Annotated in this window: 23 protein-coding genes; 11 read left to right on the top strand and 12 right to left on the bottom strand. The window is 70.4% G+C overall.

Going from position 1 to position 25,390, the window contains the following annotated elements; translation table 11 throughout:
• Positions 1-35 precede the first annotated feature (35 nt).
• Positions 36-2,948, bottom strand: coding sequence for a hypothetical protein (locus AB0E90_RS40720; RefSeq protein WP_360417655.1), 2,913 nt, complete (start codon positions 2,946-2,948; stop codon positions 36-38).
• Positions 2,949-3,350: 402 nt separating this feature from the next.
• Between AB0E90_RS40720 and AB0E90_RS40715 the strand changes: the two genes are divergently transcribed.
• Positions 3,351-3,554 carry a cold-shock protein gene (locus AB0E90_RS40715; protein WP_360417654.1) on the top strand — a complete coding sequence of 68 codons (204 nt, stop codon included), beginning with the start codon at positions 3,351-3,353 and terminating at the stop codon, positions 3,552-3,554.
• A gap of 196 nt (positions 3,555-3,750) precedes the next feature.
• Positions 3,751-4,578, top strand: a complete 828-nt coding sequence (locus AB0E90_RS40710; protein ID WP_360417653.1) for a hypothetical protein — start codon at positions 3,751-3,753, stop codon at positions 4,576-4,578.
• Here the strand turns inward: AB0E90_RS40710 and AB0E90_RS40705 are convergent.
• Entirely contained in the window at positions 4,572-5,051 is a 480-nt protein-coding gene (locus AB0E90_RS40705) for a hypothetical protein (RefSeq protein WP_360417652.1), read from the bottom strand. The genes AB0E90_RS40710 and AB0E90_RS40705 overlap by 7 nt on opposite strands.
• A 360-nt stretch (positions 5,052-5,411) precedes the next feature.
• Between AB0E90_RS40705 and AB0E90_RS40700 the strand changes: the two genes are divergently transcribed.
• From AB0E90_RS40700 to AB0E90_RS40690, 3 genes are all read left to right on the top strand, one after another.
• A complete protein-coding gene (locus AB0E90_RS40700) occupies positions 5,412-6,884 on the top strand; it encodes a non-reducing end alpha-L-arabinofuranosidase family hydrolase (protein WP_360417651.1) in 1,473 nt (490 codons plus the stop codon).
• A 65-nt stretch (positions 6,885-6,949) separates the two neighbouring features.
• Positions 6,950-7,789: a patatin-like phospholipase family protein gene (locus tag AB0E90_RS40695; RefSeq protein WP_360417650.1), complete on the top strand. Its 840-nt coding sequence runs from the start codon at positions 6,950-6,952 to the stop codon at positions 7,787-7,789.
• 145 nt (positions 7,790-7,934) lie between these two features.
• A complete protein-coding gene (locus AB0E90_RS40690; protein WP_360417649.1) occupies positions 7,935-8,387 on the top strand; it encodes a hypothetical protein in 453 nt (150 codons plus the stop codon).
• 7 nt (positions 8,388-8,394) lie between these two features.
• On the opposite strand, the gene AB0E90_RS40685 is transcribed toward AB0E90_RS40690, so the two are convergent.
• Entirely contained in the window at positions 8,395-8,529 is a 135-nt protein-coding gene (locus AB0E90_RS40685; protein WP_360417648.1) for a hypothetical protein, read from the bottom strand.
• Positions 8,530-8,752: 223 nt separating this feature from the next.
• Here AB0E90_RS40685 and AB0E90_RS40680 point away from each other — a divergent pair, with 223 nt between their 5' ends.
• Positions 8,753-9,217 (top strand): GNAT family N-acetyltransferase, encoded by a 465-nt coding sequence (locus AB0E90_RS40680; protein ID WP_360417647.1) that lies wholly within the window; start codon positions 8,753-8,755, stop codon positions 9,215-9,217.
• A 3-nt stretch (positions 9,218-9,220) separates the two neighbouring features.
• Here AB0E90_RS40680 and AB0E90_RS40675 read toward each other — a convergent pair whose 3' ends face one another.
• The 4 genes from AB0E90_RS40675 to AB0E90_RS40660 all read right to left on the bottom strand — a co-directional run bounded on the left by AB0E90_RS40675 (position 9,221) and on the right by AB0E90_RS40660 (position 13,529).
• Complete coding sequence (locus AB0E90_RS40675) at positions 9,221-10,240, bottom strand: ATP-binding protein (protein WP_360417646.1); 1,020 nt, start codon at positions 10,238-10,240, stop codon at positions 9,221-9,223.
• The gene (locus AB0E90_RS40670) at positions 10,233-10,916 is read right to left on the bottom strand and encodes a response regulator transcription factor (RefSeq protein WP_360417645.1); all 684 of its coding nucleotides are present in this window, start codon (positions 10,914-10,916) and stop codon (positions 10,233-10,235) included. Before AB0E90_RS40670 ends, AB0E90_RS40675 begins: the two co-directional genes overlap by 8 nt.
• A 118-nt stretch (positions 10,917-11,034) precedes the next feature.
• Complete coding sequence (locus AB0E90_RS40665) at positions 11,035-12,480, bottom strand: hypothetical protein (RefSeq protein WP_360417644.1); 1,446 nt, start codon at positions 12,478-12,480, stop codon at positions 11,035-11,037.
• Entirely contained in the window at positions 12,477-13,529 is a 1,053-nt protein-coding gene (locus tag AB0E90_RS40660) for an NAD-dependent epimerase/dehydratase family protein (RefSeq protein WP_360417643.1), read from the bottom strand. The genes AB0E90_RS40665 and AB0E90_RS40660 overlap by 4 nt, the downstream gene beginning before the upstream one ends.
• A gap of 144 nt (positions 13,530-13,673) precedes the next feature.
• Between AB0E90_RS40660 and AB0E90_RS40655 the strand changes: the two genes are divergently transcribed.
• Genes AB0E90_RS40655 through AB0E90_RS40635 form a run of 5 tightly spaced genes read left to right on the top strand, consistent with a single transcriptional unit; the run spans position 13,674 to position 17,245 of the window.
• Complete coding sequence (locus tag AB0E90_RS40655) at positions 13,674-14,333, top strand: glycosyltransferase family 2 protein (protein ID WP_360417642.1); 660 nt, start codon at positions 13,674-13,676, stop codon at positions 14,331-14,333.
• The gene (locus AB0E90_RS40650) at positions 14,330-14,965 is read left to right on the top strand and encodes a DUF2064 domain-containing protein (RefSeq protein ID WP_360417641.1); all 636 of its coding nucleotides are present in this window, start codon (positions 14,330-14,332) and stop codon (positions 14,963-14,965) included. Before AB0E90_RS40655 ends, AB0E90_RS40650 begins: the two co-directional genes overlap by 4 nt.
• The gene (locus AB0E90_RS40645; protein WP_360417639.1) at positions 14,962-15,630 is read left to right on the top strand and encodes a class I SAM-dependent methyltransferase; all 669 of its coding nucleotides are present in this window, start codon (positions 14,962-14,964) and stop codon (positions 15,628-15,630) included. The genes AB0E90_RS40650 and AB0E90_RS40645 overlap by 4 nt, the downstream gene beginning before the upstream one ends.
• Complete coding sequence (locus tag AB0E90_RS40640; RefSeq protein ID WP_360417638.1) at positions 15,603-16,835, top strand: molybdopterin-dependent oxidoreductase; 1,233 nt, start codon at positions 15,603-15,605, stop codon at positions 16,833-16,835. The genes AB0E90_RS40645 and AB0E90_RS40640 overlap by 28 nt, the downstream gene beginning before the upstream one ends.
• Complete coding sequence (locus AB0E90_RS40635; protein WP_360417637.1) at positions 16,832-17,245, top strand: hypothetical protein; 414 nt, start codon at positions 16,832-16,834, stop codon at positions 17,243-17,245. The genes AB0E90_RS40640 and AB0E90_RS40635 overlap by 4 nt, the downstream gene beginning before the upstream one ends.
• Here the strand turns inward: AB0E90_RS40635 and AB0E90_RS40630 are convergent.
• From AB0E90_RS40630 to AB0E90_RS40610, 5 genes are all read right to left on the bottom strand, one after another.
• Positions 17,242-18,654, bottom strand: a complete 1,413-nt coding sequence (locus tag AB0E90_RS40630) for a non-reducing end alpha-L-arabinofuranosidase family hydrolase (RefSeq protein WP_360417636.1) — start codon at positions 18,652-18,654, stop codon at positions 17,242-17,244. The two genes, AB0E90_RS40635 and AB0E90_RS40630, sit on opposite strands and share 4 nt — an antisense overlap.
• Positions 18,655-18,673: 19 nt before the next feature.
• Positions 18,674-20,392, bottom strand: a complete 1,719-nt coding sequence (locus tag AB0E90_RS40625; protein WP_360417635.1) for a cellulose binding domain-containing protein — start codon at positions 20,390-20,392, stop codon at positions 18,674-18,676.
• A gap of 296 nt (positions 20,393-20,688) precedes the next feature.
• Positions 20,689-22,671 (bottom strand): family 43 glycosylhydrolase, encoded by a 1,983-nt coding sequence (locus AB0E90_RS40620; protein WP_360417634.1) that lies wholly within the window; start codon positions 22,669-22,671, stop codon positions 20,689-20,691.
• A 37-nt stretch (positions 22,672-22,708) separates the two neighbouring features.
• A complete protein-coding gene (locus AB0E90_RS40615; RefSeq protein ID WP_360417633.1) occupies positions 22,709-23,764 on the bottom strand; it encodes a cellulose binding domain-containing protein in 1,056 nt (351 codons plus the stop codon).
• Positions 23,765-23,793: 29 nt separating this feature from the next.
• Complete coding sequence (locus AB0E90_RS40610; RefSeq protein ID WP_360417657.1) at positions 23,794-25,269, bottom strand: glycoside hydrolase family 43 protein; 1,476 nt, start codon at positions 25,267-25,269, stop codon at positions 23,794-23,796.
• Positions 25,270-25,390: the final 121 nt, after the last annotated feature.

Raw genomic sequence — 25,390 nt, 5'->3', positions numbered from 1 at the left:
ATCCGGTGCCTCAAGCGTTACGTCGCCCGCGAGCTCTACCAGCTCATCACCTCAAACAATCTTGAACCCGCCGCTTGACATCCATAGGAGCATCCGTCACCGTTGTAGGCGAACGCGTTGCTGTCGTACGAGGTACGCGTGTCGGTGAGCACCGTGCCGGTGGCCGTCGCCCCGGCGGCGGTGCAGTCCTGCTGCGTCACCACGACCTCGGCCAGCACGACCAGGGTGGCCGCCTTGCCGTTCAGGTAGCGGTTGAACGTGCACTTGGCGACGTTGCCGGCCGCGGCGACCTCACCGCGGTCGGCGACCTGCACCGCCATGCCGGTGGTGGTCTGGCCGAGCGTGGTGTTGTAGAAGGTGCTGGTCTCGGTCTTGCGCCAGCCGTAGGAGACCGCCTCGCGGGTCAGCGTCCTGGCCGTGCGGACCATCTGCGCGGTGAGCGGCGACAGGCCGGTGCGGGCCCGGGACGCGGTCGGGCCGATCAGCGCCGGCACCGTGACGACGGCCTTGTTGATCGAGCCGCCGTTCCCGGTGTAGGTCACGGTCTCGAAGACCTGCCCGGCGTACGCGTTGTTGTCGCCGACCGAGACGCCGCCGTCGGAGCTGCTCAGGGCGGGCACGTCGCGCTTCTTGGAGTCCGGCAGGGTGTCGCCGTCCATGCCCAGGAAGTAGTAGGTCTTGGTCAGCGTCTTCCGGTCGTGGACCTCGGTGCCGTCGGTGTAATGGAACATGCCGGTGTCACCGGTGGTGACGTCGACCTCCGGGTAACCACGGAACTGGCCCCAGGTGCGGTTCTTCTCCTTGACGACCTCGTTGTCGTCGTAGTGCCAGCCCGGCTTGCCCTGGTACGCGTACTCCGTGACCAGCTTGGGCTGCGAGCCGTCCTGGAAGTTGTTGTACTTGTCGATCGTGGTCACCCGGCTGACCGGGTGCGTGTAGAACCAGTCGATCAGCGGGTTCGGCTGGCCCTCGGGCGCCCAGTAGACCGGGAAGCAGCCGGTCGTGTTCGTCGACGCGTACGCCTGCGCCTTGGTGTCCTTGCTGTCGTTGGGATCGCTGGCCGGGACGCCGTCGCAGTTCGGGGTGGCGTAGTCGACGGTGGTCTCGGCACCGGTCTCGGAGACGACGTTCTTGATCCGGTTGTGGTACATCAGCGGCAGGCCGGGCAGGGTGCCGACCCGGTTGGCGAGCTGGATCGGGTTGAAGGTCACCGCCGGGGTGCTCGCGTCGGTGCTCGCGCCGCCGAGCCGGTCCAGGCCGGTGCGCTTGATCGACTCGAGCCAGAGTGTCGGCGCGTGGTCGCCTCCGTCCGGGAACGTCTGCACCAGGTCGTAACGGTCGAGCTGCTTCACCGCGCCGCTTACTCGGACCTGCGTCGTGATCGAGGTGAGCTTCTTGCGTGACCAGAAGCTCGGCGAGTGGCTGGTGCAGTCGCCGGTGGCGTCGCAGTTCAGGTCGGCCGGCACGTCCGGGTAGAACTCGGGATGCGCCTCGCTGAGCGTGCAGTCCCCGGTGCAGCGCTCGGCCGTGCCGAAGACGACCTGCTCGGGCGCGGGCGCCGAGTAGACCGTCGACGCCGTCATGCCGTAGTCGATCCGCTTGAGCGTGCCGCCCCGGGTGTAGGCGACCGCGGTGTTCTTCTTGTTCGCGCCGTAGTAACCGGTCTCCGGCGTGTAGTAGTAGGCGGTCGCGTTGCCCCGCAGGTCCACCGCGTAGTCCAGGTTGAACCGGTAGCCCAGGTTGCAGGCGGTGTCACCGAACGTCGTCGACGTCGGGCACGCGGAGACGCCGGCGTTCGCCTTGTAGACCGGCTCGGCCCAGGCCGATTTGGTCTCCTCCGCGTCGGCGGTCCAGCCGGGCAGGTGGTTGAGCCCGAAGTAGTACTGGGTCCCGCTCTGGGTGACCCGGAAGTATTCGCCGTTCTTGGTGCCGTTGGTGGCGCCGGTCAGGTTCTCGATCTTGATGGCGGCATCGTCGCTCACCGCCCGGAACGCCTTGCTCGTGTCGTCGTAGACGATCGCGGTGGACACGCCGTTCAGCGACATCGTCAGGATCTGACCGGCCCAGCACACGTCGCCGGAGCCCTCGGCCGCACCGGAGTCCTTCACCTCGGTGCACGACTTGTAGGTGCGCTCGACGAAGTTGTCGGTCGTGCTCCAGCCGTCGCCGACCCAGGACGACTGGTTGTTGGTGCCCTGGGTGCGGGCGTCCTGACCAGCGGAGTTGTAGTTGAGGCTCACGCCGGGCGCGCCGCCGGCGATCGGAGCGGGCACCGCGATCGGGTAGCTGTAGGTGAACGCGCCGGTGTTGCCGCTGGTCGCCCAGCTGCCGCCGGGCGACAGCGAGGTCGCCTTGTAGTCACCGGCCGGCCCACCGGTGGTGGCGGCCGCCGCGAGCACGGTGGGCACGCCCGCGGCGAGTGACACCCGGGCGGCGTCGGTCACCGGCGTCTGCGTCTGGCATGCGGCCAGCTCCGGGGTGGTGAGGGCGCACCCGGGCAACCGCACCAGCCGCAACCGCGACCCGAAGTCGCCGCCGTACGCGTTCCGGAACGTCGCCGGATCGACCTTCACCCCGACCTGGCCGGCCGTCTCGCCACGCAGCGTGAACATCACCCCGCGCACGCCGGCCTTCTCGGCCGCCTTGGCGTCCAAAGTGGACACCACTACTCGCCGTTCGGAACCGGACAATGTGATCGCCTCGCCGGCCTTCGTGCCACTCCTGGTCACCGCGACGGTTGCGGTCTGCGCTTTCGGAAGCGCCGCGTGCCGCGCCGGATCAAAGCGGGTGTACGCCTTGAGCGCCGTCACCGAACGCTTGGTCTTCGTCGTGGTGAGCTCGACCCGCTTGTTGGCCGGGGGATCGGGAAAGTCCCCACCCCGCGAAGCCGCCGAAGCCGAGGTGGTCAGCATCGTGGCAGTAAGCGCCGGCACGATGGCCAGCAGCAAGAAGGTGGCAGTTTTAGGTCGCCACGAACCGTTTCCAGACAGCATTGTGCCCAGAGCCCTTTCCCCCGTGTAGTCCGACGATGATCTTCAATGTCGAGCGCGATCACTGTAGCGTTCGGTGACCTGGGACCGAAGCCGTGCACTTCGGACAAAGACTGTGATAAGCCGCCGTGTGACTTGGATCACACTTTGGCCGCGTCAAGCCGACCGATCATCGATTTCGTGTGCTAGGGTTCCCACGTTGCAGTTTTGATTTCCAGTAGACGTTTTCGGCGCCTGATGGGGTTATCTGAAACCCGTCTGGCGCTTTTTTCGTTTGTCGTGTCGGTTCCGGCGCGGGTCATCAACGCGGCGGCGCAAGAGATCGCACGGTGTGATCTCGAATTGCTTGAAGGAGCAGACATGGCTACAGGTACCGTGAAGTGGTTCAACGCTGACAAGGGCTTCGGCTTCATCAGCCAGGACGACGGCGGCGCCGACGTCTTCGCCCACTTCTCCGCGATCTCGGCCAGCGGTTTCCGCAGCCTCGAGGAGAACCAGCGGGTGGAGTTCGACATCACCCAGGGCCAGAAGGGCCTGCAGGCGGAGAACATCCGCCCGGTCTGACCCAGACTCCGCGAACGGCGGTCCACCGACTCGGTGGGCCGCCGTTCGGCGTTTCCATCCGCTATTCGTGCGAGCGGTTTCCGGACCGGTTGTCACCGCGGATAGGGTTGCCGGTGGTGATACACAATCTCGTCGGCCGGGTAAGCGGGAGCAGCACGCGCCGGAGGTTGTCCGGCGCCGCCCCGCCGGACGCGGGGTGAGCCTGGCGATCGCGGTGCTGGCCGCCGTCGCGTACGCGGGTGGTTCGATCCTGCAGGCGGTGGCCGCGAACCGGCCGGGCACGGTGCTGGCCCTGGCCGTCTCCCCGCTCTATCTGGCCGGTCTCGTCGTCGACGCCGGCGCCTGGGCGCTCTCGCTGTGGGCGCTGCGCGGGCTCCCGGTGTACGTGGTGCAGGCGGTGCTGGCCGGCTCGCTGGGGCTGACGGTGCTGCTGGCCCGGGTGGTCCTGCACACGGTGATCCGGCCCCGCGACTACCTCGCGATCCTGGCGATGGTCGGCGCGCTGGGTGTGGTCGGCGTGGCCGGCCGGGAGCAGCCCGCGTCGTCCCCGTCCGCCGGCGCGGTGCTGGTGCTGTCCGTCGCCGGGTTCGCGGTCGCCGCGGTGACCGGCCTCGCCGTGCTGATGGCGGGGCGGACCGACCGGCGGGGCCTGCTGCTCGCCGGGCTGGCCGGGCTCGCCTTCTCGGCCACCGCGCTGGCCGGGCGGGTCGTTCAGCCGCGCACGCCGCTGATCGGCACGCTGGCCGAGCCGCTGCTGTGGGTGGTGATCTGCGCCGGGGTGGCCGGCACTGTGGCCTACGCGGCGGCGCTGCAGCGCGGGGCGGTCGCCGCGGTCACCGCGCTGCTGTGGGGCGTCGAGGTGATCGTGCCGGCGGTGGTGGCGATCCCACTGCTCGGCGACGAGATCCGGCACGGCTGGGGCCCGGCGGCCGCACTCGCGATTGCCACCGTCGTCGGCGCCGCGGCGATTCTGGCCGGCTCACCGAGCGCGGTCACCGGCCCGGAACAACCCGCCGATCAGTAGGGGTTGCCGCACACCTTCCAGGTGCCGCTTTCCTTGATCAGGACGAAGGTGTGCTGGTCGACGAAGCCGGTGCTCATCGTCAGCGAGGCGACGACCGTCGCGGACGTGCTGCCGTTCGTGTTGCGGATCATCGTGTTGGTGATCTTGTGGCTGTCGATCTTCGCCTGCGAGCTGACACCCCGCGCGAAGGTGGCCGGCGGGAAGGCGTTCTGCGTGTCCGAGCAGAGCAGCTCGTAGGCGGACGTGGTGTCGTCGTGCTCGAGGTCGGTGATGAACTCGTCGGCGACGTCGCGCACCGGCCCGACCGCGGTCTTGACGCCCTTGTAGAGGAAGACGCCGCCGATCACGCCGCCGGCGCAGCACAGCACCAGCACCACGCCGACCACGATCAGCACCGTGCGCAGCGTGTTGGATCTCTTCGGTGGAGGCGGCGGAGGTGGCGGAGGCATCGGCTGCCAAGCGGGCGTGGCCATGACCGCCACGGTAATACCCGGGCGCCAGCCGTACGGAATGGTCTCATAACACAAATTCAGAAATAAAAAATTGTTAAGCAGAACGGCCGCCGGCGCTATTTGACATATTTACCGGCCCAGACCATGATGCGTCATTGGGAGCGCTCCCAATGACGCATACTCCCCCGTAAACGCATGCAATTAATGGTGAGCGCCAACCGGTATCGACCCTATCCCCCGAAAGGCACGACGGTATGACCACGAGTCCAACGGGTCCGGCAGCACGTTCGGCTTCACCACGTCGTTCAACGGCAACACCACCACCCGGCCGCAGATCCGCTCCTGCACCAGCAGCTGAACCCGTCCCCCAGGGAGCTCATCATGACAGTCACCGGTAAAAGCTGGCGGGCCGTCGTCGCGGCGGTGACGCTGGTGGCGGCGGGCGGCCTCGTCGCGCTCACCGCCTCCCAGGCGTCCGCCGCCACGATCGACACCAGCGCCTCGTACGTGCTGGTCAACCGCAACAGCGGCAAGGCCCTCGACGTCTACGACCTGGCCACCACCGATGGCGCCCGCATCGCCCAGTGGACCCGCAACGACCAGAGCCAGCAGCAGTGGCAGTTCGTCGACTCCGGCGGCGGCTACTACCGACTCAAGTCCAAGCTCTCGGGCAAGGTGCTCGACGTCTACAACTGGTCGACCGCCGATAGCGGATCGGTCGTGCAGTGGACCGACAACAACGCCGCCAACCAGCAGTTCAGCATCCAGGACATCGACGGCTACATCCAGCTGATCAACCGCAACAGCGGCAAGGCTCTCGAGGTCCAGGGCGCCGCGACCACCGACGGCGCGAACGTCGTCCAGTACGCCGACTGGAACGGCGCCAACCAGCAATGGCAGCTCGTCCCGGTCGGCGCCGCCACTCCCACGACCTCTCCGACCGGGACGTGCACGCTGCCGTCGACCTATCGGTGGACCTCGACCGGGGCGCTGGCCACACCGAAGTCGGGCTGGGTGTCGCTCAAGGACTTCACCACCGTCCCGTACAACGGCAAACAACTGGTCTACGCCACCACCCACGACACCGGGTCTACCTGGGGGTCGATGAACTTCGGCCTGTTCACCAACTGGTCGGACATGGCGTCGGCCAGCCAGAACGGCATGTCGTCGGGCACCGTGGCGCCGACCCTGTTCTACTTCGCGCCCAAGAGCATCTGGGTGCTCACCTATCAGTGGGGTGCGACCGCCTTCTCCTACCGCACCTCCACCGACCCGACCAACGCCAACGGCTGGTCGGCGGCCCAACCACTGTTCTCCGGCAGCATCACCGGCTCCGGGACCGGGCCGATCGACCAGACCCTGATCGCGGACGGCACCAACATGTACCTGTTCTTCGCCGGCGACAACGGCAAGATCTACCGGGCCAGCATGCCGATCGGAAACTTCCCGGGCAGCTTCGGCAGCAGTTACACCACGATCATGAGCGACACCACGAACAACCTGTTCGAAGCGCCCCAGGTCTACAAGATCCAGGGCCAGAACCAATATCTGATGATCGTCGAGGCGATCGGCGCCAACGGTCGCTACTTCCGGTCGTTCACCGCCACCAGCCTCGGCGGCACCTGGACGGCGCAGGCCGCGACCGAGAGCAACCCGTTCGCCGGCAAGGCCAACAGCGGCGCCACCTGGACCAACGACATCAGCCACGGCGAACTGGTCCGCACCAGCGCCGATCAGACCTTCACCATCGACCCCTGCAACCTGCAACTGCTCTACCAGGGCCGTTCCCCGAGTTCGGGCGGCGACTACGGCCTGTTGCCGTACCGGCCGGGTCTGCTCACCCGGCAGCGCTAGAAACCTGACGGGCGCGCCCGGCGGAATCGCCGGGCGCACCGCCCGGGCGTGCTTGGATTCGGGGCATGAGTGTTGACGGCAAGGCGCTCGTGCTCGGCGGGGGCGGAGTCACCGGGATCGCCTGGGAGATCGGGCTGCTGCACGGCCTGGTCGAGCAGGGCGTCGATCTGACCGATGCCGGGCTGTTCATCGGGACCTCGGCGGGGTCGTCGGTGGCCGCCCAGGTGCTCTCCGGCGTACCTCTCGCGGATCTTTTCGAGGCGCAGCTCGCCGATGCGAGTGGCGAGCTCGCCGCGCGGATGAGTGTGGGCGGCCTGGTGAAGTTCGTGGTCGCCGGGCTGTGGCCGGGTGACCCGGCGCGCGGTCGCGCGTGGCTGGGCCGGCAGGCGCTGCGCGCCCGCACGGTGCCGGAGGCGGAGCGCCGTGCGGTGATCGCCGGGCGCATCGGGGACCGGGGTTGGCCGGCGACCCGGTTGCTGATCCCGGCGGTCGAGGCCGAGACCGGGGCGGTACGCGTTTTCGACGCGTCCAGTGGCGTCCCGCTGATCGACGCCGTCGCGGCCAGTTGTGCGGTGCCGCTGACCTGGCCGCCGGTCACGATCGGCAGCACTCGATACGTTGACGGCGGGGTCCGGTCGGTCGCCAACGCCGATCTGGCCGCCGGCAGCCGGCAGGTGGTCGTGCTCGCCCCGACGCCGCAGTCGGTCCGGCCGTCGGGCCGGCCGGCCGCGCAGGTGGCCGCCTTGGGCCCGCAGGTGCGTGGTGCGGTGGTGTCACCGGACGCAGCCGCGCGCGCCGCCATCGGCCGGAACGTGCTGGACCCGGCACGCCGCCGCCCGGCCGCCGAGGCGGGCCGGGCGCAGGCCGCGGCCGAGGCCGACCGGCTGCGCACCATCTGGGCGTGAGCCATCCACGAACGGACGTTCCACAGTGCGTTTTGCGGCTCGGTGAGCGGTAGGGTCGAGCATGTGCGACGACCGGTCGTCAGCCGACGATGGCCCGGGTCGCATGGTGGGAAGACCACGAGAGCGGGCTGTAGTGAGCATCCACTTGTCCAGAGGAGGCGCGCTGCGGCGGGTCGTGCTCAGTTGTGATGTGGCCGGTTGCCCGGTCCAGTTGGAGCCGCCGGCCATCGAGGCGTGGCGCAACGACACCGACGCCCGATCGTGGGCTCGCGATCACGCGACCGGCTGGACGGCCGATCCGATCCGGCAGACCGATTACTGCCCCGAGCACGCCCGCTTCAGCACCACTCCGGCGGCCGGCCTGGTGCCGCCCCGGCCGACGGCAAGCGCCCGGGATCGCTCCGGCAATCCGCTCAACCGCGACGATTATGCCAAGGTGCTGCGCGAACAGCTCGCCGGCGATGACCCGGCGGCCCGGGTTGCGGTCGCGGCCCGCCTGCTCGACGAACTGGCCGGCGTCTACCGCGGGGAGAGCCTCGGGGAGCTTGCCCAGGAGCTTTCCACACTCCTGGACAACCGGCGTCGCGATCGGATTTGACGGTCGATCAGTGCCCGGTGGGCGGGATCTTCGAGGAGCTGCCGTTCTGCTCGTCGCGCTTCAGGCGCTTCGCCGTCTGCTTTTCCTTGATCGTCTTGCCCTTTTTCTTGACGTTCGCCTTGGTCGTCGAGTCCTTGGACATGATCGAACCCCCTGAACCGGGTCGGTGGACGTGCAGCATCGTGCTCGCCTGCTCGCGATTACAGCGATGAAAAGGCGATGAAAAAGGCATTGAAAAGCGGAGCATGCTGACCCTACGCCCCTTTCCGCACCAACGATGATCAAGAAGCCCGGCCGGTACGCGTTTCTCGGTTGACCGGCCGACGGCCCGATGTGACGCTCACTGTGACTGAGGAGGCGTGCAGGTGTCCGTGCGATGCATTCCGGTGTCCGGCCCGGAGGCGGAAAAACTGGTGCCGATCCTGCACGACGCCGAGGAGGCCGACGACCGCATCCGGGCGGCCTTGCGCGACCCGGCCTGCCAGGCGTGGGCGGCGGTCGCCGACGGTGAGCCGGTCGCAGCGGCGGTGGTCCGCTGGGCCGTTGCCGAGCCCTCGGAGCTTCTCTACCTCGCGGTCGCCGCCGCGGAACGCGGCAAGGGCCTCGGCAAACAGATCGTCACCACGGTGCAGGCCGAGCTGCCTCCCGGCCGCACCCTCCTGGTCGGCACCGCGAACTGCGCACTCGACAACATCGCCTTCTATCAAAAATGCGGCTTCCGGATGTACGCCGTGAGACGCGACTTCTTCGACTACATCCAGCCGCCGATGACCGAGAACGGCATCGTCATGCGCGACATGATCGTCTTCTCCTACGAGTCGGCCGGCTAAGCCCTAGCTGGATCGGGCCGGGAGGCGGACGACGAAGCGGCAGCCGTTGCCGGTGTTGCCGACGCCGACCTGGCCTCCGTGCGCCTCGACCAGCCCGCGGACGATGGCGAGGCCGAGCCCGCCGCCGGGGGTTCCGGCCGGCGCCGGGGTGCGGGCCCGCTCGCCCCGGAACGCCACGTCGAACACCCGCGGCAGGTCGGCCTCCGGGATGCCGCCGCAGGTGTCGGTGACGGTCAGCCAGGCGTCCTCACCGTCGCGGCCGGCGGCGATGTGCACGGTGCCGTCGGGCGGGGTGTAGCGCACCGAGTTGACCAGCAGGTTGGTGATCACGCGGGCGAGTTCGGGTTCGCTGGCCGGCACGGTCGGCCAGCCGGATTCCGCGGCGACCAGGCGGATCCGGCGGTGCGCGGCCAGCGGCGCGGCGGCGGCGATCGCTTCGGAGACGACGTCGCCGAGCGGGACCTGCGCGATGGCGAGCCGCAGCGCGCCCGCGTTGATCCGGGACAGCTCGAACAGATCGTCCACCAGCCGGGCCATCCGCTCGGTCTCGACCCGGATCCGGTGGTGGTAGTCGGCGACGGCGAACGGGTCGGCCACCACCCGGTCCTCCAGCGCTTCGGCCATCGCGCGCAGCCCGGCCAGCGGCGTCCGCAGGTCGTGCGACACCCAGGCGACCAGCTCGCGGCGGCCCGCCTCGAGCCGGCGCTCGCGTTCCCGGGCCTGCGCCGACCACACCGCGGCGGCGGCGAGACGCCGGCCGAAGGTGACCCCGACGCCCAGGCTGACCAGGGCGGAGGCGGTCACGGTCAGCAGCACGACCTGGAGGTCGTGCGGGGACAGGAACATCGCCTTGGCGACCGTGACGACGCCGGCCACGACCGCCGCGACGGTGATCGTGAGCAGGACGCAGATGTGCACGGTGATCGACCGGCCGGCCAGCCGGCGCAGCACCAGCATCCCGGCCAGGCCCACGGCGCCGCCGGCGACCAGCGCGTACAGCGCGATGAGCAGCAGGTCAGCCATGCGCGCGCTCGTAGCGGTAGCCGACGCCCCAGGCGGTGAGGATGCGCTGCGGGTCGGCCGGGTCGGCCTCGATCTTCTCGCGCAGCCGGCGGACGTGGACGGTGACCGTCGACTGGTCGCCGAACTGCCAGCCCCACACCTGCTCCAGCAACTGGGCGCGGGACCAGGCCCGGGCCGGGTTGCGCAGCAGGAAGACGAGCAGGTCGAACTCGCGGACGGTCAGCGACAGCGGGCGGTCGCCGAGACGGGCGATCCGCCGGCCGGTGTCGGCGGTGAGCTCGCCGTCGCTCAGCAGCGCCGCCTCGGTCGCCGGCGTGCTGCGGCGCAGCACCGAGCGGACGCGCAGGACGAGCTCGCGCGGCGAGAACGGCTTGGTGACGTAGTCGTCGGCGCCGAGTTCGAGCCCGACCACCCGGTCGGCCTCCTCACCGAGCGCGGTCAGCATCACCACCGGCAGGTCGGGCAGCCGGTGGCGCAACCGCCGGCACACCTCGAGGCCGTCCAGGCCGGGCATCATCAGATCGAGGACGACCAGGTCGGGCCGCTCGTCGTCGACGGCGGCGAGAGCGGCGATGCCGTCGGCGGCGAGGCGCACACGGCAGCCGTCCTGCTCGAGGTACCGCCGCACGACATCGCTGACGGTCGGGTCGTCATCGACGACGAGAACATGGGCCACCTCTTGACGCTAGCGGTGCCGGACGCCGTTCGGCCTTGCGAAGTCCTTACGGATGACCGGCCAGGTGGTCCGCAGCGGTTCCGGCCAGGTGGCCGGCAGCGGGTCACCGGCGGTTCATCTACCAGGTGGTCAGCAGCAGGTGGTTCACCAGCAGGGCGACCGCGGCCTGCGCGACCAGCCAGAATCGGCGGCCGGGCAGCGGGATCAGGGCGGCGCCGGCCATCAGCCAGACCGCGAACGGCAGCCAGATCCGCTCGACCTCGGCCTTGCTGTAACCGGACAGGTCGGCGGCCAGGATGGCGAGCAGCGCGGCGGCCGGCAACAACACCGCCGGGCGCAGCCGGCCGGGCCCGGCGGCGGACTGTCGGAGGGCGGACCGCCGGAGGATCACGGCGGCGGCCGGTCCGGCGCAGACGAAGACGAGGGCAAGATCGGCCCAGATCCAATAGGCGTACGGCCGAACACTCGCGATGCCCTGGTAATACCGCACCGTGACCAGGTGATATCCGTCCAGCCACCAGAAGCCGGCCAGGGTGAAGGCCACCACCACGGTGGCGACGCCGGCGAGCGCCGCGCCCAGGGGGAGGGAGGGCCAGGGCCGGGACCGAGCGGCGAGGAACACCACGGCCAGCGCCGGCACGGCGAGCAGAACGAGGCCGTACGAAAGGTAGAGGCCGCCGCCGAGCAGCAACCCGCCCGCGAAGGCCGGCGCCACGCTCCGCCCGGTGAGACCGACGGCGAGCAGCGCCAGACCGGTGGCGGTGACGCCGGCGAACAGGCCGTCGGCGGACGCCCCGATCCAAACAGCGCCCGGGAACAGGACCAGGAACGGGACGGCGGCCCGGGCGGCGGCCTCGTCACCGAGCGCCCGGATCGTCACCGGCACCGCCACCGCGCACAACGCCCCGATCGCGACGCAGGCGACCGCCGCCCAGCCACCCCCGCCGAGGCCGATCCGGTCGAGGGCGATGAAGACGAGGAAAGCGCCGGGCGGATGCCCGGCGACGTGGGTGGTCCACGAGTCGAGCTGGAAGTCGAGGATCCGCCCGGCGAAGCCGCGCAGCATGGCGTGCACGCCGGTGACCCCGCCGACCTCGCTGAGGTATTCGTGGCGGGTGGTGAGCCGGCCGGCGAGGCCGCGCTGCCAGCCGTCCACCAGCGCAAGGGAGAAGATCCATGCCGCCGCCGAGACGTACGCGGTGGCGAGCAACCGTCGCCAGGGCAACACCGCCGCCAGCCGCGACCCCTGCCAGACCACCACGGCGGCCACCCCGAGCGCGAGCGGTGTGCCGGGACCGAGATGGGGCAGCCAGTTCCCGGTGAACGGGGCGGAAGTCGCGTGCACCGGATGGCCGGCCAGATAGAGGGCGGCGCCGGCGAGGCAGGCCAGGGCGACGAGCCCGAGGGCCGCGCCCGCCGCGACCAGGTCCGCCCGCGGAATCCGGCGGCCCTCCCTCCCCGCACCGCGGCCCGCGTGAAGGTGGCCCTCCCTCCCCGCACCGCGGCCCGCGTGAAGGCGGACTGTCGTCCCCGCAACGCGGCGGGCGCGATCGCCGACCGTCATCCGCGTAGCGCGGCGTGCGCAAACTCGGCCACCCCGGTGTGCAGGCCGATCGCGGCGGTGAAGCCCAGCTCGGCGGTGGCCCGCGCGGGCGAGGCGACGATGTGCCGGACGTCGCCGAGCCGGAACTCGCCGGTCACCACCGGCCCAGGGCCGCCGACCGCGTCGGACAGGGCCGCCGCCATCTCGCCGATGGTCGCGGGCCGGCCGGAGGCCACGTTGTAAGCGCGCAGGCCGCCCGCCCGGCCGGCGGTCGCGTCGAGGGCGGCCACGTTCGCCCGGGCCACGTCGGACACGTGCACGAAGTCGCGCCGCTGGGCGCCGTCCTCGAACACCCGCGGGGCGCGGCCCGCCTCCAGCGCCGACCGGAAGATCGCGGCGACCCCGCTGTACGGGGTATCGCGGGGCATGCCCGGCCCGTACACGTTGTGGTAGCGCAGCGCCGTCACCGACCCGCCGGTCTGCCGCGCCCAGGCCGCGCTGAGATGCTCCTGGGCGAGTTTGGTGGCGGCGTAGACGCTGCGCGGATCGAGCGCGGCATCCTCGTCGACCAGGGCAGGCGCGAGGTCGCGGCCGCAGACCGGGCAGGCCGGCTCGAAGCGACCCGCGGCCAGTCCGGCGATTTCCCGGGCGGCCGGGCGGACCGGGCCGTCGGTGGCGCAGGTGTAGGCGCCCTCGCCGTACACGACCATGGAGCTGGCCAGCACCAGCCGGCCGATGCCGGCGCGGGCCATCGCGGCGAGCAGCACCGCGGTGCCGAGGTCGTTGCAGCCGACGTACTCCGGCAGGTCGTCCAGATCGACTCCCATGCCGACCATCGCGGCCTGGTGCACGACGGCGTCGATGCCACGCAGCGCATCGGCCACCGCGGACCGGTCGCGGACGTCGGCGCGCAGCACCGGTACACCGTGGACCTCGGTGGGTGGCGGGCCGGAGTGCGCCGCCGGATGAGCCGAGTCGAGCACCCGCACCTGATGCCCGGCGGACAGCAGGGCGGCGGTCACGTGGGCGCCGATGAAACCGGCGCCGCCGGTCACGAGGACATGGGTCATGCGACCGACCGTAGGCCTCGCCGACCCCCGGCGGAGGGCTGCTGACCAGCACGTCAGCGGTTCGTAAGAACTTCCGGGGACGTAAGGAAGCGGTAATGGCGAACGGCGGTCACGGGCCCTGATGCGGGGCTAACTTCGGCGTCCATGACCGACGTCGTACTGCCCTGCCTCAACGAGGCGCCCGCCCTGGCCTGGCTGCTGGGCCGGCTGCCCGATGGATACCGGGCCGTCGTGGCCGACAACGGCTCCACCGACGGCTCGGCCGAACTGGCCCGGCGCCTCGGCGCGTCCGTGGTGTCCGTCCCGCAGCCCGGCTACGGCGCCGCCGTGCACGCCGGGATCGTCGCCGCCGACCCGGTCGACGGCGTGGTCTGCGTGATGGACGCGGACGGCTCCTTCGACCCGGCCCAGTTGCCGCTGGTCGCCGACCCGGTGCGGGCCGGCGCGGCGCGACTCGCGGTCGGCCGGCGTCGGCCCGCCACCCGCGCCGCGTGGCCGCCGCACGCCCGGCTCGGCAACGCCGTGCTCGCCCACCGGCTGCGCCGCACCACCGGCCTGACCGTGCACGACATCGGCCCGATGCGCGCGGCCCGGCGCGACGACCTGCTGTCGCTCGGCCTGCGCGACCGCCGCTTCGGCTACCCGCTCGAACTGCTCATCGCCGCCGCCCGCGCCGGCTGGACGGTCACCGAGGTCGACGTCGCCTACCACCCCCGGGCCGAGGGCACGAAATCCAAGGTGACCGGCACGTTCCGGGGCACGGCCCGGGCGATCCGCGACATGAGCGCGGTGCTGGCCCGATGAAGGTGCAGCTGCTGGTCATGGCGAAGACGCCGGTGCCGGGCAAGGTCAAGACCCGGCTGTGTCCACCGTGCACGCCGGCGCAGGCGGCCCGGATCGCCGCCGCGGCCCTGGCGGACACCCTGGACGCCGTCACGGCGACACCGGCCGCGGCGCGGGTCCTGGTGGTCGACGGTGAGCTGCCGGCGCCGGCGGGCTGGGGGCGGGTGGCGCAACGGGGCGGCCCGCTCGGCGAGCGCCTTGCCCACGCGTACGCCGACGCCGCTGTTCCCGGCACCGCCGGCCTGCTGATCGGGATGGACACCCCGCAGGCCGACGCCCGGCTGCTCGCCGACGCGGTTGAATGCCTGGCCGCGGACGGCGCCGACGCGGTGCTCGGCCTGGCCTCCGACGGCGGCTGGTGGGCGCTCGGCCTGCGCGATCCGGCCCATGCGGAAGTGCTCCACGACGTACCCATGTCAAGGGCTGACACCGGCGCGCTCACCTCGGCCGCGCTGGAAGGTCTTGGCTTGCGGGTCGTCACGCTGCCGGTTCTGACCGATGTCGACACCGCCGCCGATGCGCACGCGGTCGCCGCGCTGTGCCGGCCGGAGAGCCGGTTCGCCGGCGTCGTGCGCACGGAGCTGGCCGGATGACCGTCACCGCCACGACGTCCGCCGGCGCGCTCGCCGTCTTCGACACGGCCCTGTCCCGCGCCGCGACCGGATCACCCGTCGTGCTGACCGTCCGGGGCGGCGACGGGGCCGAGCAGAGGGTCGACGCCGCCGCCTGGTGCCGGCCCCACCTGTCCGGCGACCGCGGCCTGCTCGGCCGCTGCACCGGACCGACGCTCGACGTCGGCTGCGGCCCGGGCCGGCTCACCTACGCCCTCAACCGGCTCGGCCGGCCCGCGCTCGGCATCGACATCAGCGCCGCGGCGATCCGGCTGGCCCGCGCCCGCGGCGCGACCGCCCTGCGCCGCGACGTCTTCGCCGCCCTGCCCGGCCACGGGCGATGGCGGCACCTGCTGCTCGCCGACGGCAACATCGGCATCGGCGGCGACCCGGCCCGGCTCCTGCGCCGCTGCCGGGAGCTGCTGGCGCCGGACGGCCGGCTGCACGTCGAACTGGCCCGGCCCGGCACCCGCAGCTGGTCGGGTGACGCCCGGATCAGCGCCGGGGACGGCCCGGCGAGCGAGACGTTCCGCTGGGCGGTGCTGTCCGCCGACGACGTGGCCGTCTTCGCCGCGGCCGCCCGGCTCCGGGTCCGGACCACCTGGACGGAGGCGGACCGATGGTTCGCGACGTTGCTGCCGGCCTAGCGACCCGGGCCCGGCGCGGCTACGCCTGGCTCTTCGCGCCGTTGCCGACACCACCGGCGGCCCTGCGCCGCGGGCCGTTGCGCCGGGGCGCCTTCGACTCGAAACTGCGCTCGCCCCGGCTCACCAGCCTGCTCGGCTCGGCGCTCGCCGTCGCGTTCACGATCTGCTTCGTCACCGGCCTGATCAGCCACTTCATCCAGCACCCGCCGTTCTGGTTCGGCTGGCCGTCGCGGCCGGTCAACCTCTACCGCGTCACCCAGGGCGTGCACGTGGCGACCGGCCTGGCCGGCGTGCCGCTGCTCGGCGCGAAGCTCTGGTCGGTCTACCCCCGGCTGTTCGGCTGGCCGCCGGTGCGCAACCTCGTGCACGCGATCGAACGGGCCGGCATCGCCGTGCTGGTGGCGGCGGCGCTGTTCCAACTGGTCAGCGGCATCCTCAACATCGCCCACTGGTACGCGCCGATGCCGTTCTTCTTCACCGCCGGGCACTACTGGGCGGCGTGGCTGGCGATCGGCGCGCTGCTCGTCCACATCGGCGTCAAGCTGCCGATCATCCGGACCGCGCTCACCCGGCCCACTCCGGATCGCACCGCGCCGGGAGCGCTCAGCCGGCGCGGCCTGCTCGGCGCGGTCACCGCCGCCGCCGGGGTGATCACCCTGAGCACCGTCGGCCAGACCGCCGCGCCGCTGGCGCCACTCGCGGTTCTCGCGCCGCGGCGGCCCCGGAGCGGGCCGCAGCACGTGCCGGTCAACAAGACCGCCGGCGCCGCCGGGGTCCGCGACGCCGTCTTCGATCCGGCGTACCGGCTCACCCTCGCCGGTCCGGCCCGGACCATCAGTCTCGCCCTGGCCGACCTGGAAGCCCTGACCCAGCACACCGTCGTGCTGCCGATCAGCTGCGTCGAGGGCTGGAGCTCCACCGGCACCTGGACCGGGGTGCGGCTGCGCGACCTGGTCGCGCTGGTCGGCGTCGACCCGGACGACGCCGAGGCGTACGTGGAGTCGCTCGAGACCCGCGGCCGCTACCGCGCCACGACCGTGCCACCACCGCACGTCCGCGACCCGTTCACCCTGATCGCGTTGCGGCTCGGCGGCGAGGCCCTGCACCCCGACCACGGCTATCCCGCCCGGCTGATCGCCCCGAACCGGCCGGGCGTGCTGCAGACCAAATGGGTCGGCCGGATCACCGCGCGCAACGCGTCATGACCGCCATCCGGCGCGGGCTGATCGGCCTGGGCGCGCTCGGCATGGCGTACGCGGTGATCGGCGCGCTCGCCGACCCCGACGTCAAGGGCGGAGTCCTGGTGTTCCTGGTCGGCGTGCTCGTCGTCCACGACGGTCTGCTGCTGCCGCTGACCATCGGCATCGGCGCCCTGATCGGCCGGTTCGTCCCGCTTCGGCTGCGCGCGTTCGCCGGCGCGGCGCTGCTGGTCGGCCTGGCCGTGACGATCGTGGCGCTCCCGCTGGTGCTCGGCCGGGGCCGGGCCGCCGACAACCCGTCGGCGTTGCCGCTGCACTACGGCCGCGGACTGCTCGAGGCGTACGCGATCATCTTCCTGACGGCGGCGGTCATGGCCGCGGTGCGCGCCCGCCGAGCGCGCACCGCACGCCACTAGCGCTGCCGCGTCAGCACACCGGGCCGGTAGGGCAGTTTGCCGTAGTCGTCGTAGGTGCCCGGGGCGTACCCCTGGTAGAGCAGTTGGAGGTTGCAGGGGTCGATGGTCATGGTTTGGTCGGCGGTGGCGCGGACGAGGTCGCCGTGGCTGATGTCGTTGGTCCAGGTGGCGCCGCTGTTGGCTTTGCCGGCGAAGGGGTTGCTCTCGGTGGCGGCCTGCGGTGTCCAGGAGCCGGAGAGGCTGGTGGCGGTGAAGGACCGGAAGTAGCGGCCGTTGGCGCCCATGGCTTCGACGATCATCAGGTACTGGTTCTGGCCTTGGACCTGGTAGACCTGGACGGCTTCGAACAGGTTGGCCTGGGTGTCGCTCATAATGGTGGTGTAGCTGGTGCCGAAGTTGCCGGGGAAGTTACCGATCGGCATGCTGGCGCGGTAGATCTTGCCGTTGTCGCCGGCGAAGAACAGGTACATGTTGGCGCTGTCGCCGATGATGGTCTGGTCGATCGGCCCGGTTCCGGAGCCGGTGATGCTGCCGGAGAACAGTGGTTGGGCGGCGGACCAGCCGTTGGGGTTGGTGGGGTCGCTGGAGGTGCGGTAGGAGAAGGCGGTTGCTCCCCACTGGTAGGTGAGCACCCAGATGCTCTTGGGGGCGAAGTAGAACAGGGTCGGCGCGACCGTTCCGGAGGACATGCCGTTCTGGCTGGCGGAGGCCATGTCGGACCAGTTGGTGAACAGGCCGAAGTTCATCGAGCTGTAGGTCGAGCCGGTGTCATGCGTGGTCGCGTAGACCAGGTGTTTGCCGTTGTACGGCACAGCGGTGAAGTCCTTGAGCGACACCCAGCCCGACTTCGGCGTGGCCAGCGGCCCGGTGGAGGTCCAGCGGTAGGTCGACGGCAACGAGCACGTGCTGGGCGGCGACGTGGTGGGCGCGGTGGTCGGAGCAGTGGTCGGCGCGGTCGTGGGCGTGGTCGTCGGAGCGGACGTCGGCACGGTGCCACCCGTACAGGTCACGCCGTTCACCGCGAAGCTCGCCGGGACCGGGTTGCTGCCCGTCCACGACCCGTTGAAGCCGAACGCCACCGAACCGTTGGTGGCGACCGAGCCGTTGTAGCTCACATTCTTCGCGGTCACCGCCGAACCGCTCTGGGTCAACGTGGTGTTCCACGCCTGGGTCACCGTCTGCCCGGCGCCGAACGCCCACGTCAGCGTCCAGCTGGTCAGGGGATCGCCGAGGTTGGTGATCGACACGTTGGCGCCGAACCCACCCTGCCACTGCGACGAGACGGCATAGCTCACCGAGCAGCCCGCGGCCGCCGCGTCGGCCGGTAGCGCGACCGCGACCGCGGCCGAGGCCAGCGCCGTGACACCGGCCGACACCAGGGCGAGATTGGTTGATCGGGATCTAGCCATGAGGGGATCTCCTAGGCTTTCAGGGGGTGAGGACGACGGTGGAGATGCTGCGGGCGGGGATGCTGACGGTGACCTGCCCGCCGTTGACACTCGTGGCCTGACCGGCCGCGTTGGCGGTGCGGGAGGTGAGGTAGTCCTCGGCCTTGGTGATGGTCTGCGGCGCCTGGATCACGGCGTTGGTGACCGCGCTGTTGGACCGGTTGAGGATGACCAGTTTGATCTTCCCGCCACCCTGGTAGGCGGTGACTTCCAGCGGCGACGCCTTGGAGCTCTTGGTCAGCGCGACCCGCTGGTCGCCGGGGCGGACGTATTTGGCGTACTGCGCGAAGGCGTACCCACGCTTGAGGACCGCGCCGGTGGTGGTGCCGGCGGTCCCGTCGCCGATGAACGAGTAGAAGCGTTTGCCGTACCACCAGATGTAGGCGGTCCAGTTGGACTCCATCGACTTGTTGACGGTGCGGATGACGTCGTCGAGGGTCTCGTCCCAGACAGCCTGGTTGCCGCCGTCGGCCCAGGCGGTGGAGGTGTCACTGGCAGCCTCGTGGAAGTTCCACTCGGTCATCCACACCGGTTTGTTGTACTGATCGGCCAGCGCGTACGGCTTGAGCCGGCCGGAGTCCTCGGTGCCGTAGAGGTGCCCGCCGATGTAGCCGATGTTGGTGCGGGCGGTGGCGTCGTTGAGGGTGGGGTCGGTGTAGCTGTAGTTCAGGTTGACCGCTTCGGCGACCATGAGCTTGGTGTTCTTGATCTTCGCGCCTTGGTCCCGGACGAAGTTGCGGAGTTCGTCGCCGCTCCAGTCCATCGAGTCGTAGGCGGGGTGCCAGTCGGGTTCGTTCTGGATCGAGACGACGTCGATGGTGACGCCCTGGTTCTTCATGTAGGTGACGTAGTCGTTGAGCAGGTTGGCGTAGTCGTCGTAGTAGTCGGTCTTGAGTTTCCCGCCGTTGATCCGGCTGTTGTTGGTCTTCCAGGCTGCGGGGGCGGTCCACGGTGATGCGAGGATCTTCACGTTCGACCCCGACGCCTTCGCCGTCTTCAACGCACTGACCTGCGTCGCCCACTCGCTGGAGACCGGGGAGATACCGGTCCGCACGATCGACAGCCCCAATTGGTTGGTGCCGGACCCGACCAGGGTCTGCGTCTCGGCGGTCGACCAGGCGCCGCCCCAGATCGAGACGGCGGAGCCGAACCCGTCGATCGTCTGGTACTTCGTCGCGGTGTTCACGGTGATGTCCGGCGTGGCGCTCGGCCCCGTGGTGGGCGCGGTGGTGGGGGTCGTGGTGGGCGCGGTGGTGGGGGTCGTGGTCGGCGCGGTCGTCGGCGTCGTGCCTCCGGTGCAGGACACGCCGTTCACCGTGAAGCTGGTCGGCGCCGGGTTGCTGCCGGTCCAGGAGGCATTGAAGCCGAACGAGACGCTGCCGTTGGTGGCGACGGATCCGTTGTAGCTGACGTTCTTGGCGGTCACCGCGGCGCCGCTCTGGGTCAGCGTCGTGTTCCACGCCTGGGTGACGGTCTGGCCCGCCCCGAAGGACCAGCCCAGCGTCCAGCTCGTGAGCGGATCACCGAGATTGGTGACGGTGACGTCGGCGCCGAAGCCACCCTGCCACTGCGACGACACGGTGTAGGCCACCGCACAGCCTGCGGCCGCGGCGCCGGCCGGCAGCGCCGCGGCGACACCGACCGCGGCCAGCACGGTGCCGGAGGCCACGGCGGCAATGGTCGCTCTGGGTTTTCTCATGGAGCATCTCCTGAAGGGACGGACAAATGTGGGTGGGAGCGCTCCCAAAAGCATCGCGCAAAGGGGACCACGATGGGAAGCAGTAGTTCAATGGGAGTTTTCGACCAACCCGTTACCGGGGCAGCAAAACAATTGCCGGCAGCCGCGACGAGCACCGGCAACGGGGTGCCCGGCGATGGCGGCACCAGGGCACCCCGTCGTTCAGAACGGTGCGAACAACAATGTTCGCGGATCAAATGCGCATCCGCAAGTTTTCGCCGGGCAGGCTCGTCATAACAGATTTTCAGTAACTGTTTCTAGGTCACTCCGAATTGGCTGACGGTCACCGCGCCGCCGAGCGCCGTGGTGGCGTAGTTGAAGACGCCGAAGCGGTAGCCCATGAAGAACTGCCAGTCGCTGTTCAACGTGAAGGCCGGCCCGAGCGCGGTGAAGGTGCTGCCGTTGGTGCTGTAGGAGAAGGTGGCCGTACGGCCGGATCCGGGCTGGATGTTCGCGCTGACCCGCAGCCAGATCTTCCCGCCGGAGACCGCCGCCCCGGCGGCCTCGGCGCCGGTGCCGGTGGTGGTCCAGCCGCTGGTCGACATGGTCAGGCCGTTGGTCATCGACACCCGGGTGGCGCCGTTGTCCTTCCGGATGCCGATCCAGGCCGATTGGTCGCGCAGCATGGCCAGGCCCGCCCGGTCACCGTTTGCCATGGCCGAGTAGTCGAGTTCGACCGTCGCGGTCGATGACGGCCCCTGGATCCGCCGGGTCAGCGTGTTGCGGGCGTTGTACAGGTCGTTCGTCACCGTGGCGGTGGACAGGCGCAACCCGTTGCCGACGCTGAACTTGCTGGTGTCCGGGTTGTGGTTCCACTCGTACTGCGGGCCGAGAGTGCCGCTGGTGAAGTTGTCCGTGCCGGTCATCGCCGCGACCGGGTGCCAGGGCAGGTTCGGCCGGGGATAGCTGCTCCCCCACCGGCCGTTGACGGTCTGCAGCGCGGGCCATCCGTCGCTGCTCCAGGTGATCGGCGCGAGAGTCGGCATCCGGCCGCCCGGGTAGGCGTCGGTGAACGCCATGTACCACCAGTCGCCGTTCTGGGTCTGCACCAGGCCGCCCTGGTGCGGCACGCCGCCACCGGAGATCGGGCCGGGCAGGTTCAGCAACACCTGGCGCTGTTCGTACGGACCCCACGGGCTGGTCGAGCGCAGCACGTACTGGCCGTTGGCGGGTTTGGTCAGCCAGATGTAGTAGTAGTTGCCCCGCTTGTACATGCGGGAGCCCTCGAGCGTCCCGATCGACGACGGCGTGGTGTAGACCGTCTGCGCCCGCACCTGCGACGTGAGGTCGGCCGACAGTTGCGCGACGCTGATCGTGCCGTTGCCGTACGCGACATAGGGGGTGTCGTTGTCGAAGAGCAGCCCGGCGTCGTAATAGCAGGTGTTGAGTTTCGCCTTCTTCGCCCAGCCGCTGCCGATCGACGTGGACGAGTAGACGTAGGTGCGGTTGAACTCGGTGCACCCGAGCCAGTAATAGGTGCTGTTGCTGGGCCGGTAATTGAAGGCCGAGGCCCAAATTCCTTTGACATACGCTCGTGAGCCGCTCAGGTCATAGGCGGCCGAGTCGAAGTCCAGCCGGGGCACCGAGTGCCCGGCATACTCCCAGTTGACCAGGTCGTAGGAGCGCAGGATCGGCGCGCCGGGCGAGTAGTGCATGGTCGAGGCGGAGTAGTAATAGGCGTCCCCGACGCGAATGATGTCGCCGTCCGCGAAGTCCTGCCAGACGACCGGGTTGGTGAAGGTGCTCGGCCCGCTCGCCGGCGGGCTGGTGGTCGGCGCCGCGGTCGGCGAGGTCGTGGTGGTCGGGCCGGTGGTGGGCGACGTCGGCGCCGGCGCGCCGGTGCAGGTGACCCCGTTGAGCGCGAAACTCGCCGGCGCCGGGTTGGCCGAGGTGAAGGTGCCGTTGAAGCCGAAGCTCGCGCTGCCGCCGGTGGCCACGCTGCCGTTGTAGGACGCGTTGGTCACCGAGACCTGAGCGCCGGCCTGGCTGACCGAGCCGTTCCACAGTTGCGTAACCGTCTGGCCGGCGGTGAACGACCAGGTCAGTGCCCATCCGTTGAGCGGGTCACCGAGGTTGGTGACCGTCACGTCGGCGCCGAAACCGCCCTGCCATTGCGATGACACGGCATATTTCACCGAACATCCGGCGGTCGCCGCCTGGGCGGGCAGCGCCACCGCCACAGCGGCAGCCGCGAGCGCGACTCCCGCCGCGAGCAGCGCAGCGCCCGGTCTTCTCTTCATCGGGGATCCTCCTGTGGGTGGGGGAACACGGCTGGGGTCATCCGGCGGTGCAGGCAGGGACCGGCACGGCATTCGCACCGGGCGCCGAGGCCAGGAAGCCGAACTGGGTGCCGGCGCCGGCCGCGAGCGCGCCGTTGTAACTGACGTTGCGGGCCGTGACGGTCGCGCCGCTGGTCGTCACCGTGGCGTTCCAGGACTGATTGATCGTCTGCCCGTTGGCGAACTGCCAGGTGACGGTCCAACCGGAGATCGGGGCGGCGCCCGCGGTGACGGTCACGGTGGCCTGGAATCCGCCCGTCCATCGGCCGGCCAGCGCATAGGTGGCGGTGCAAGCCGTTCCGCCGGCCGGCGGACTCGACGGCGCCGACGGTGTCGAGCCGGTGCTGCCGAGGCTGCCGGGGACGGCCCGGCCGGCGGCGTACCAGACGGCGGCCATCTTGTCGTAGCCGGCGGCGGTCGGGTGAATGCCGTCGATCAGGTCGGCGGTCGTCAACGCCGCGTGCATGTCGACCAGGTGCACGTGCTTGCCCGCGGAGACTTTGCTCTGCACGATGCCGGGGATCGCCGCGTTGAAGACGCGCGCCGCCGCTTCCTGGCTCGCCGAGGAGAGCGGGATGACGGTCGCCACGAAGACGTCGGCGTTCGGCGCCGCGGCGGTGATGTGGTCGATCAGGGTGGACAGCCGGCTCGGCGCGGACGACACGTTGTAGTTCTGCAGGATGTCGTTCGTGCCGATGTGCAGCAGAACCGTGCGCGGGGTGGTCGCGGCCAGCCAACCGGTGATGTTGGCGTCGATCTGGTCGATCCGCCACCCCGGGTGGCCTTCGTGGTCGTGGTCGCCGAGAGCGGCCGGCCCGTTGAACTGGGAGCCGACGAAGTCGGTGCGGTAACCGGCGGCGGCCAGCCGTTGCCAGAGCCCGATGCGGTAGCCGCCGGGCACCTGCGTGCCTTCGGTGATCGAGTCACCGAGGGGCATGACGCGGACCCCTCCGTTCGACTCGGCCACCGCGGGGCCGGCGGCCGCGACCGCGCCGGCGAGGACGAGGGCGGCGCTCGCGGCCGCCAGGGAAATCCATCGACGTGTGCTCTTCACGTTCACTCCGGGGGGATGGGCGGGTTTGCTCAGCTGATGGCGCAGGTCAACGCCGACCAGGTGCCGGTGGTGTGATAGACCGCGCTACATCCGGCGCCGGACGGCGGCGCCGGCGAGGTGGTGGCCGGCGGCGCCGGCGAGGTGGTGGCCGGGCTCGAGCCCGCCGCGCCGAACTGCCACCAGTTCATGTTCATCAGGTAGCCGCTGCCGCCGGTGAACCGCAGGTACAGGTCGCGTGTTCCGGTCGCGCCGCTGACCGGGCAGGTGACCGAGGTCCATGTCTGCCAGCCGCCGGTGCCCGGGACGGCGCAGCTGCCGACGAGCGTGCCGGTCGAGCTGCCGAGTCGCAGCTCGATGGTGCCCCCACTGGCGCCGGACGCCACCCGGGCGGTGAACGACGCCGCGCCGGCGCCGAACCCCACTCCCTTGACCTTGAGGTAGTCGCCGTTCTCGATGAAGCCGACGTTCATGCCGCCTTCGGTGGCGGGCTCGGTCTCCACCCCCGACTCCCAGGCGATGGTTTCGGCTTCCTGCCGGGTGTACGGGTCAAGCATGCCGATCTGCGGCGCACCGGCGGCGGTCATGGTCATCGTCGGGATGGTGCCGTCCGCGTTGTAGCTGAACTTCTCCACCGCGACCGAGCGGGTGTAGCCGCCACCGCCCGGCAACGCGCCGTTGTGGTAGAAGAAGTACGACCCGCCGGCGAAGTCGATCACGCCGGGATGGTTGGTGAAGCTGCTCCCCTGAGTCGGCATGACGGTGCCGCGATAGGTCCACGGCCCGGTCGGTCCGGGGGCGGTGGAGTAACCGATGAACTCGGAGCAACACTTCGCGGCGAAGACGAGGTAATACAGCCCGTTGCGCTTGTAGACCCACGGCCCCTCTTCGAACAGGGTCGGCCGGTTGGCATCGCCGGTGCGGGTGCCGAACCCCGCCGTGGTCAGCGCGATCTTGGTGGGACTGCCCGCGTAGGAGGTCATGTCCGCGTTGAGCTTGACGTACCACAGATCCGGGTTGCCCCAGTAGAGGTAGGCCTGGCCGTCGTCGTCGACGAACACGGTCGGATCGATCTGGCCGTTGCTGACCAGCGGACGCCCGATCGCGTCGGTGAACGGCCCGGTCGGGCTGGTCGACACGGCGACGCCGATGCCCATCTGGCCGGTCGCCCGCACCGTCGTCGGCACGTACCAGTAGAACTTGCCGTTGCGGTACACGGTCTGGCCGGCCCAGGCGTTGGCGCTGGCCCAGCTGAAGGTCGCCACGCTGAGCGGCGAGCCGTGGTCGGTCCAGTTCACCATGTCGGCGGAGGACCAGACCCGCCAGTCCTTCATCGTGAAATAGGTCGAAGCGTCCTCGTCGTGCCCGGTGTAGAGGTAGACCCGGCCGTTGTAGACCAACGGCGCCGGATCGGCCGTATAGATCGTCTGCACGATCGGGTTGTCGGCCCGGGCCGGCGCCGGGGCCAGGAGAACGCCCGACGACAGGACGCAGAGCAGCGGAATCATCCAGGACAGGGCGCGCCGGAGCCGGTGGCGCAGCGGAACAGCCGGTATCACGATGTCTCCTCGACGACGTCGGCACGATCAGCGGACGGAGTTGCGCGGGGGCTCCCGACCCGTCCCCCGG

It is taken from the genome of Actinoplanes sp. NPDC026619, assembly GCF_040638295.1.
GTDB lineage: Bacteria > Actinomycetota > Actinomycetes > Mycobacteriales > Micromonosporaceae > Actinoplanes.
Note: the sequence above shows the minus strand (reverse complement) of the source record. Positions and strands in the feature narration are given on the sequence as shown.

Bases quoted from the DNA above. Each gene is read 5' to 3' on its own strand.
- AB0E90_RS40695 (WP_360417650.1), top strand. From the start codon at position 6,950: ATGAGTGTTGACGGCAAGGCGCTCGTGCTCGGCGGGGGCGGAGTCACC.
- AB0E90_RS40655 (WP_360417642.1), top strand. From the start codon at position 13,674: ATGACCGACGTCGTACTGCCCTGCCTCAACGAGGCGCCCGCCCTGGCC.
- AB0E90_RS40630 (WP_360417636.1), bottom strand. From the start codon at position 18,654: ATGGCTAGATCCCGATCAACCAATCTCGCCCTGGTGTCGGCCGGTGTC.
- AB0E90_RS40675 (WP_360417646.1), bottom strand. From the start codon at position 10,240: ATGGCTGACCTGCTGCTCATCGCGCTGTACGCGCTGGTCGCCGGCGGC.
- AB0E90_RS40685 (WP_360417648.1), bottom strand. From the start codon at position 8,529: ATGTCCAAGGACTCGACGACCAAGGCGAACGTCAAGAAAAAGGGCAAG.
- AB0E90_RS40705 (WP_360417652.1), bottom strand. From the start codon at position 5,051: ATGGCCACGCCCGCTTGGCAGCCGATGCCTCCGCCACCTCCGCCGCCT.
- AB0E90_RS40635 (WP_360417637.1), top strand. From the start codon at position 16,832: ATGACCGCCATCCGGCGCGGGCTGATCGGCCTGGGCGCGCTCGGCATG.
- AB0E90_RS40650 (WP_360417641.1), top strand. From the start codon at position 14,330: ATGAAGGTGCAGCTGCTGGTCATGGCGAAGACGCCGGTGCCGGGCAAG.
- AB0E90_RS40640 (WP_360417638.1), top strand. From the start codon at position 15,603: ATGGTTCGCGACGTTGCTGCCGGCCTAGCGACCCGGGCCCGGCGCGGC.
- AB0E90_RS40660 (WP_360417643.1), bottom strand. From the start codon at position 13,529: ATGACCCATGTCCTCGTGACCGGCGGCGCCGGTTTCATCGGCGCCCAC.
- AB0E90_RS40620 (WP_360417634.1), bottom strand. From the start codon at position 22,671: ATGAAGAGAAGACCGGGCGCTGCGCTGCTCGCGGCGGGAGTCGCGCTC.
- AB0E90_RS40645 (WP_360417639.1), top strand. From the start codon at position 14,962: ATGACCGTCACCGCCACGACGTCCGCCGGCGCGCTCGCCGTCTTCGAC.
- AB0E90_RS40610 (WP_360417657.1), bottom strand. From the start codon at position 25,269: ATGATTCCGCTGCTCTGCGTCCTGTCGTCGGGCGTTCTCCTGGCCCCG.
- AB0E90_RS40665 (WP_360417644.1), bottom strand. From the start codon at position 12,480: ATGACGGTCGGCGATCGCGCCCGCCGCGTTGCGGGGACGACAGTCCGC.
- AB0E90_RS40625 (WP_360417635.1), bottom strand. From the start codon at position 20,392: ATGAGAAAACCCAGAGCGACCATTGCCGCCGTGGCCTCCGGCACCGTG.
- AB0E90_RS40700 (WP_360417651.1), top strand. From the start codon at position 5,412: ATGACAGTCACCGGTAAAAGCTGGCGGGCCGTCGTCGCGGCGGTGACG.
- AB0E90_RS40715 (WP_360417654.1), top strand. From the start codon at position 3,351: ATGGCTACAGGTACCGTGAAGTGGTTCAACGCTGACAAGGGCTTCGGC.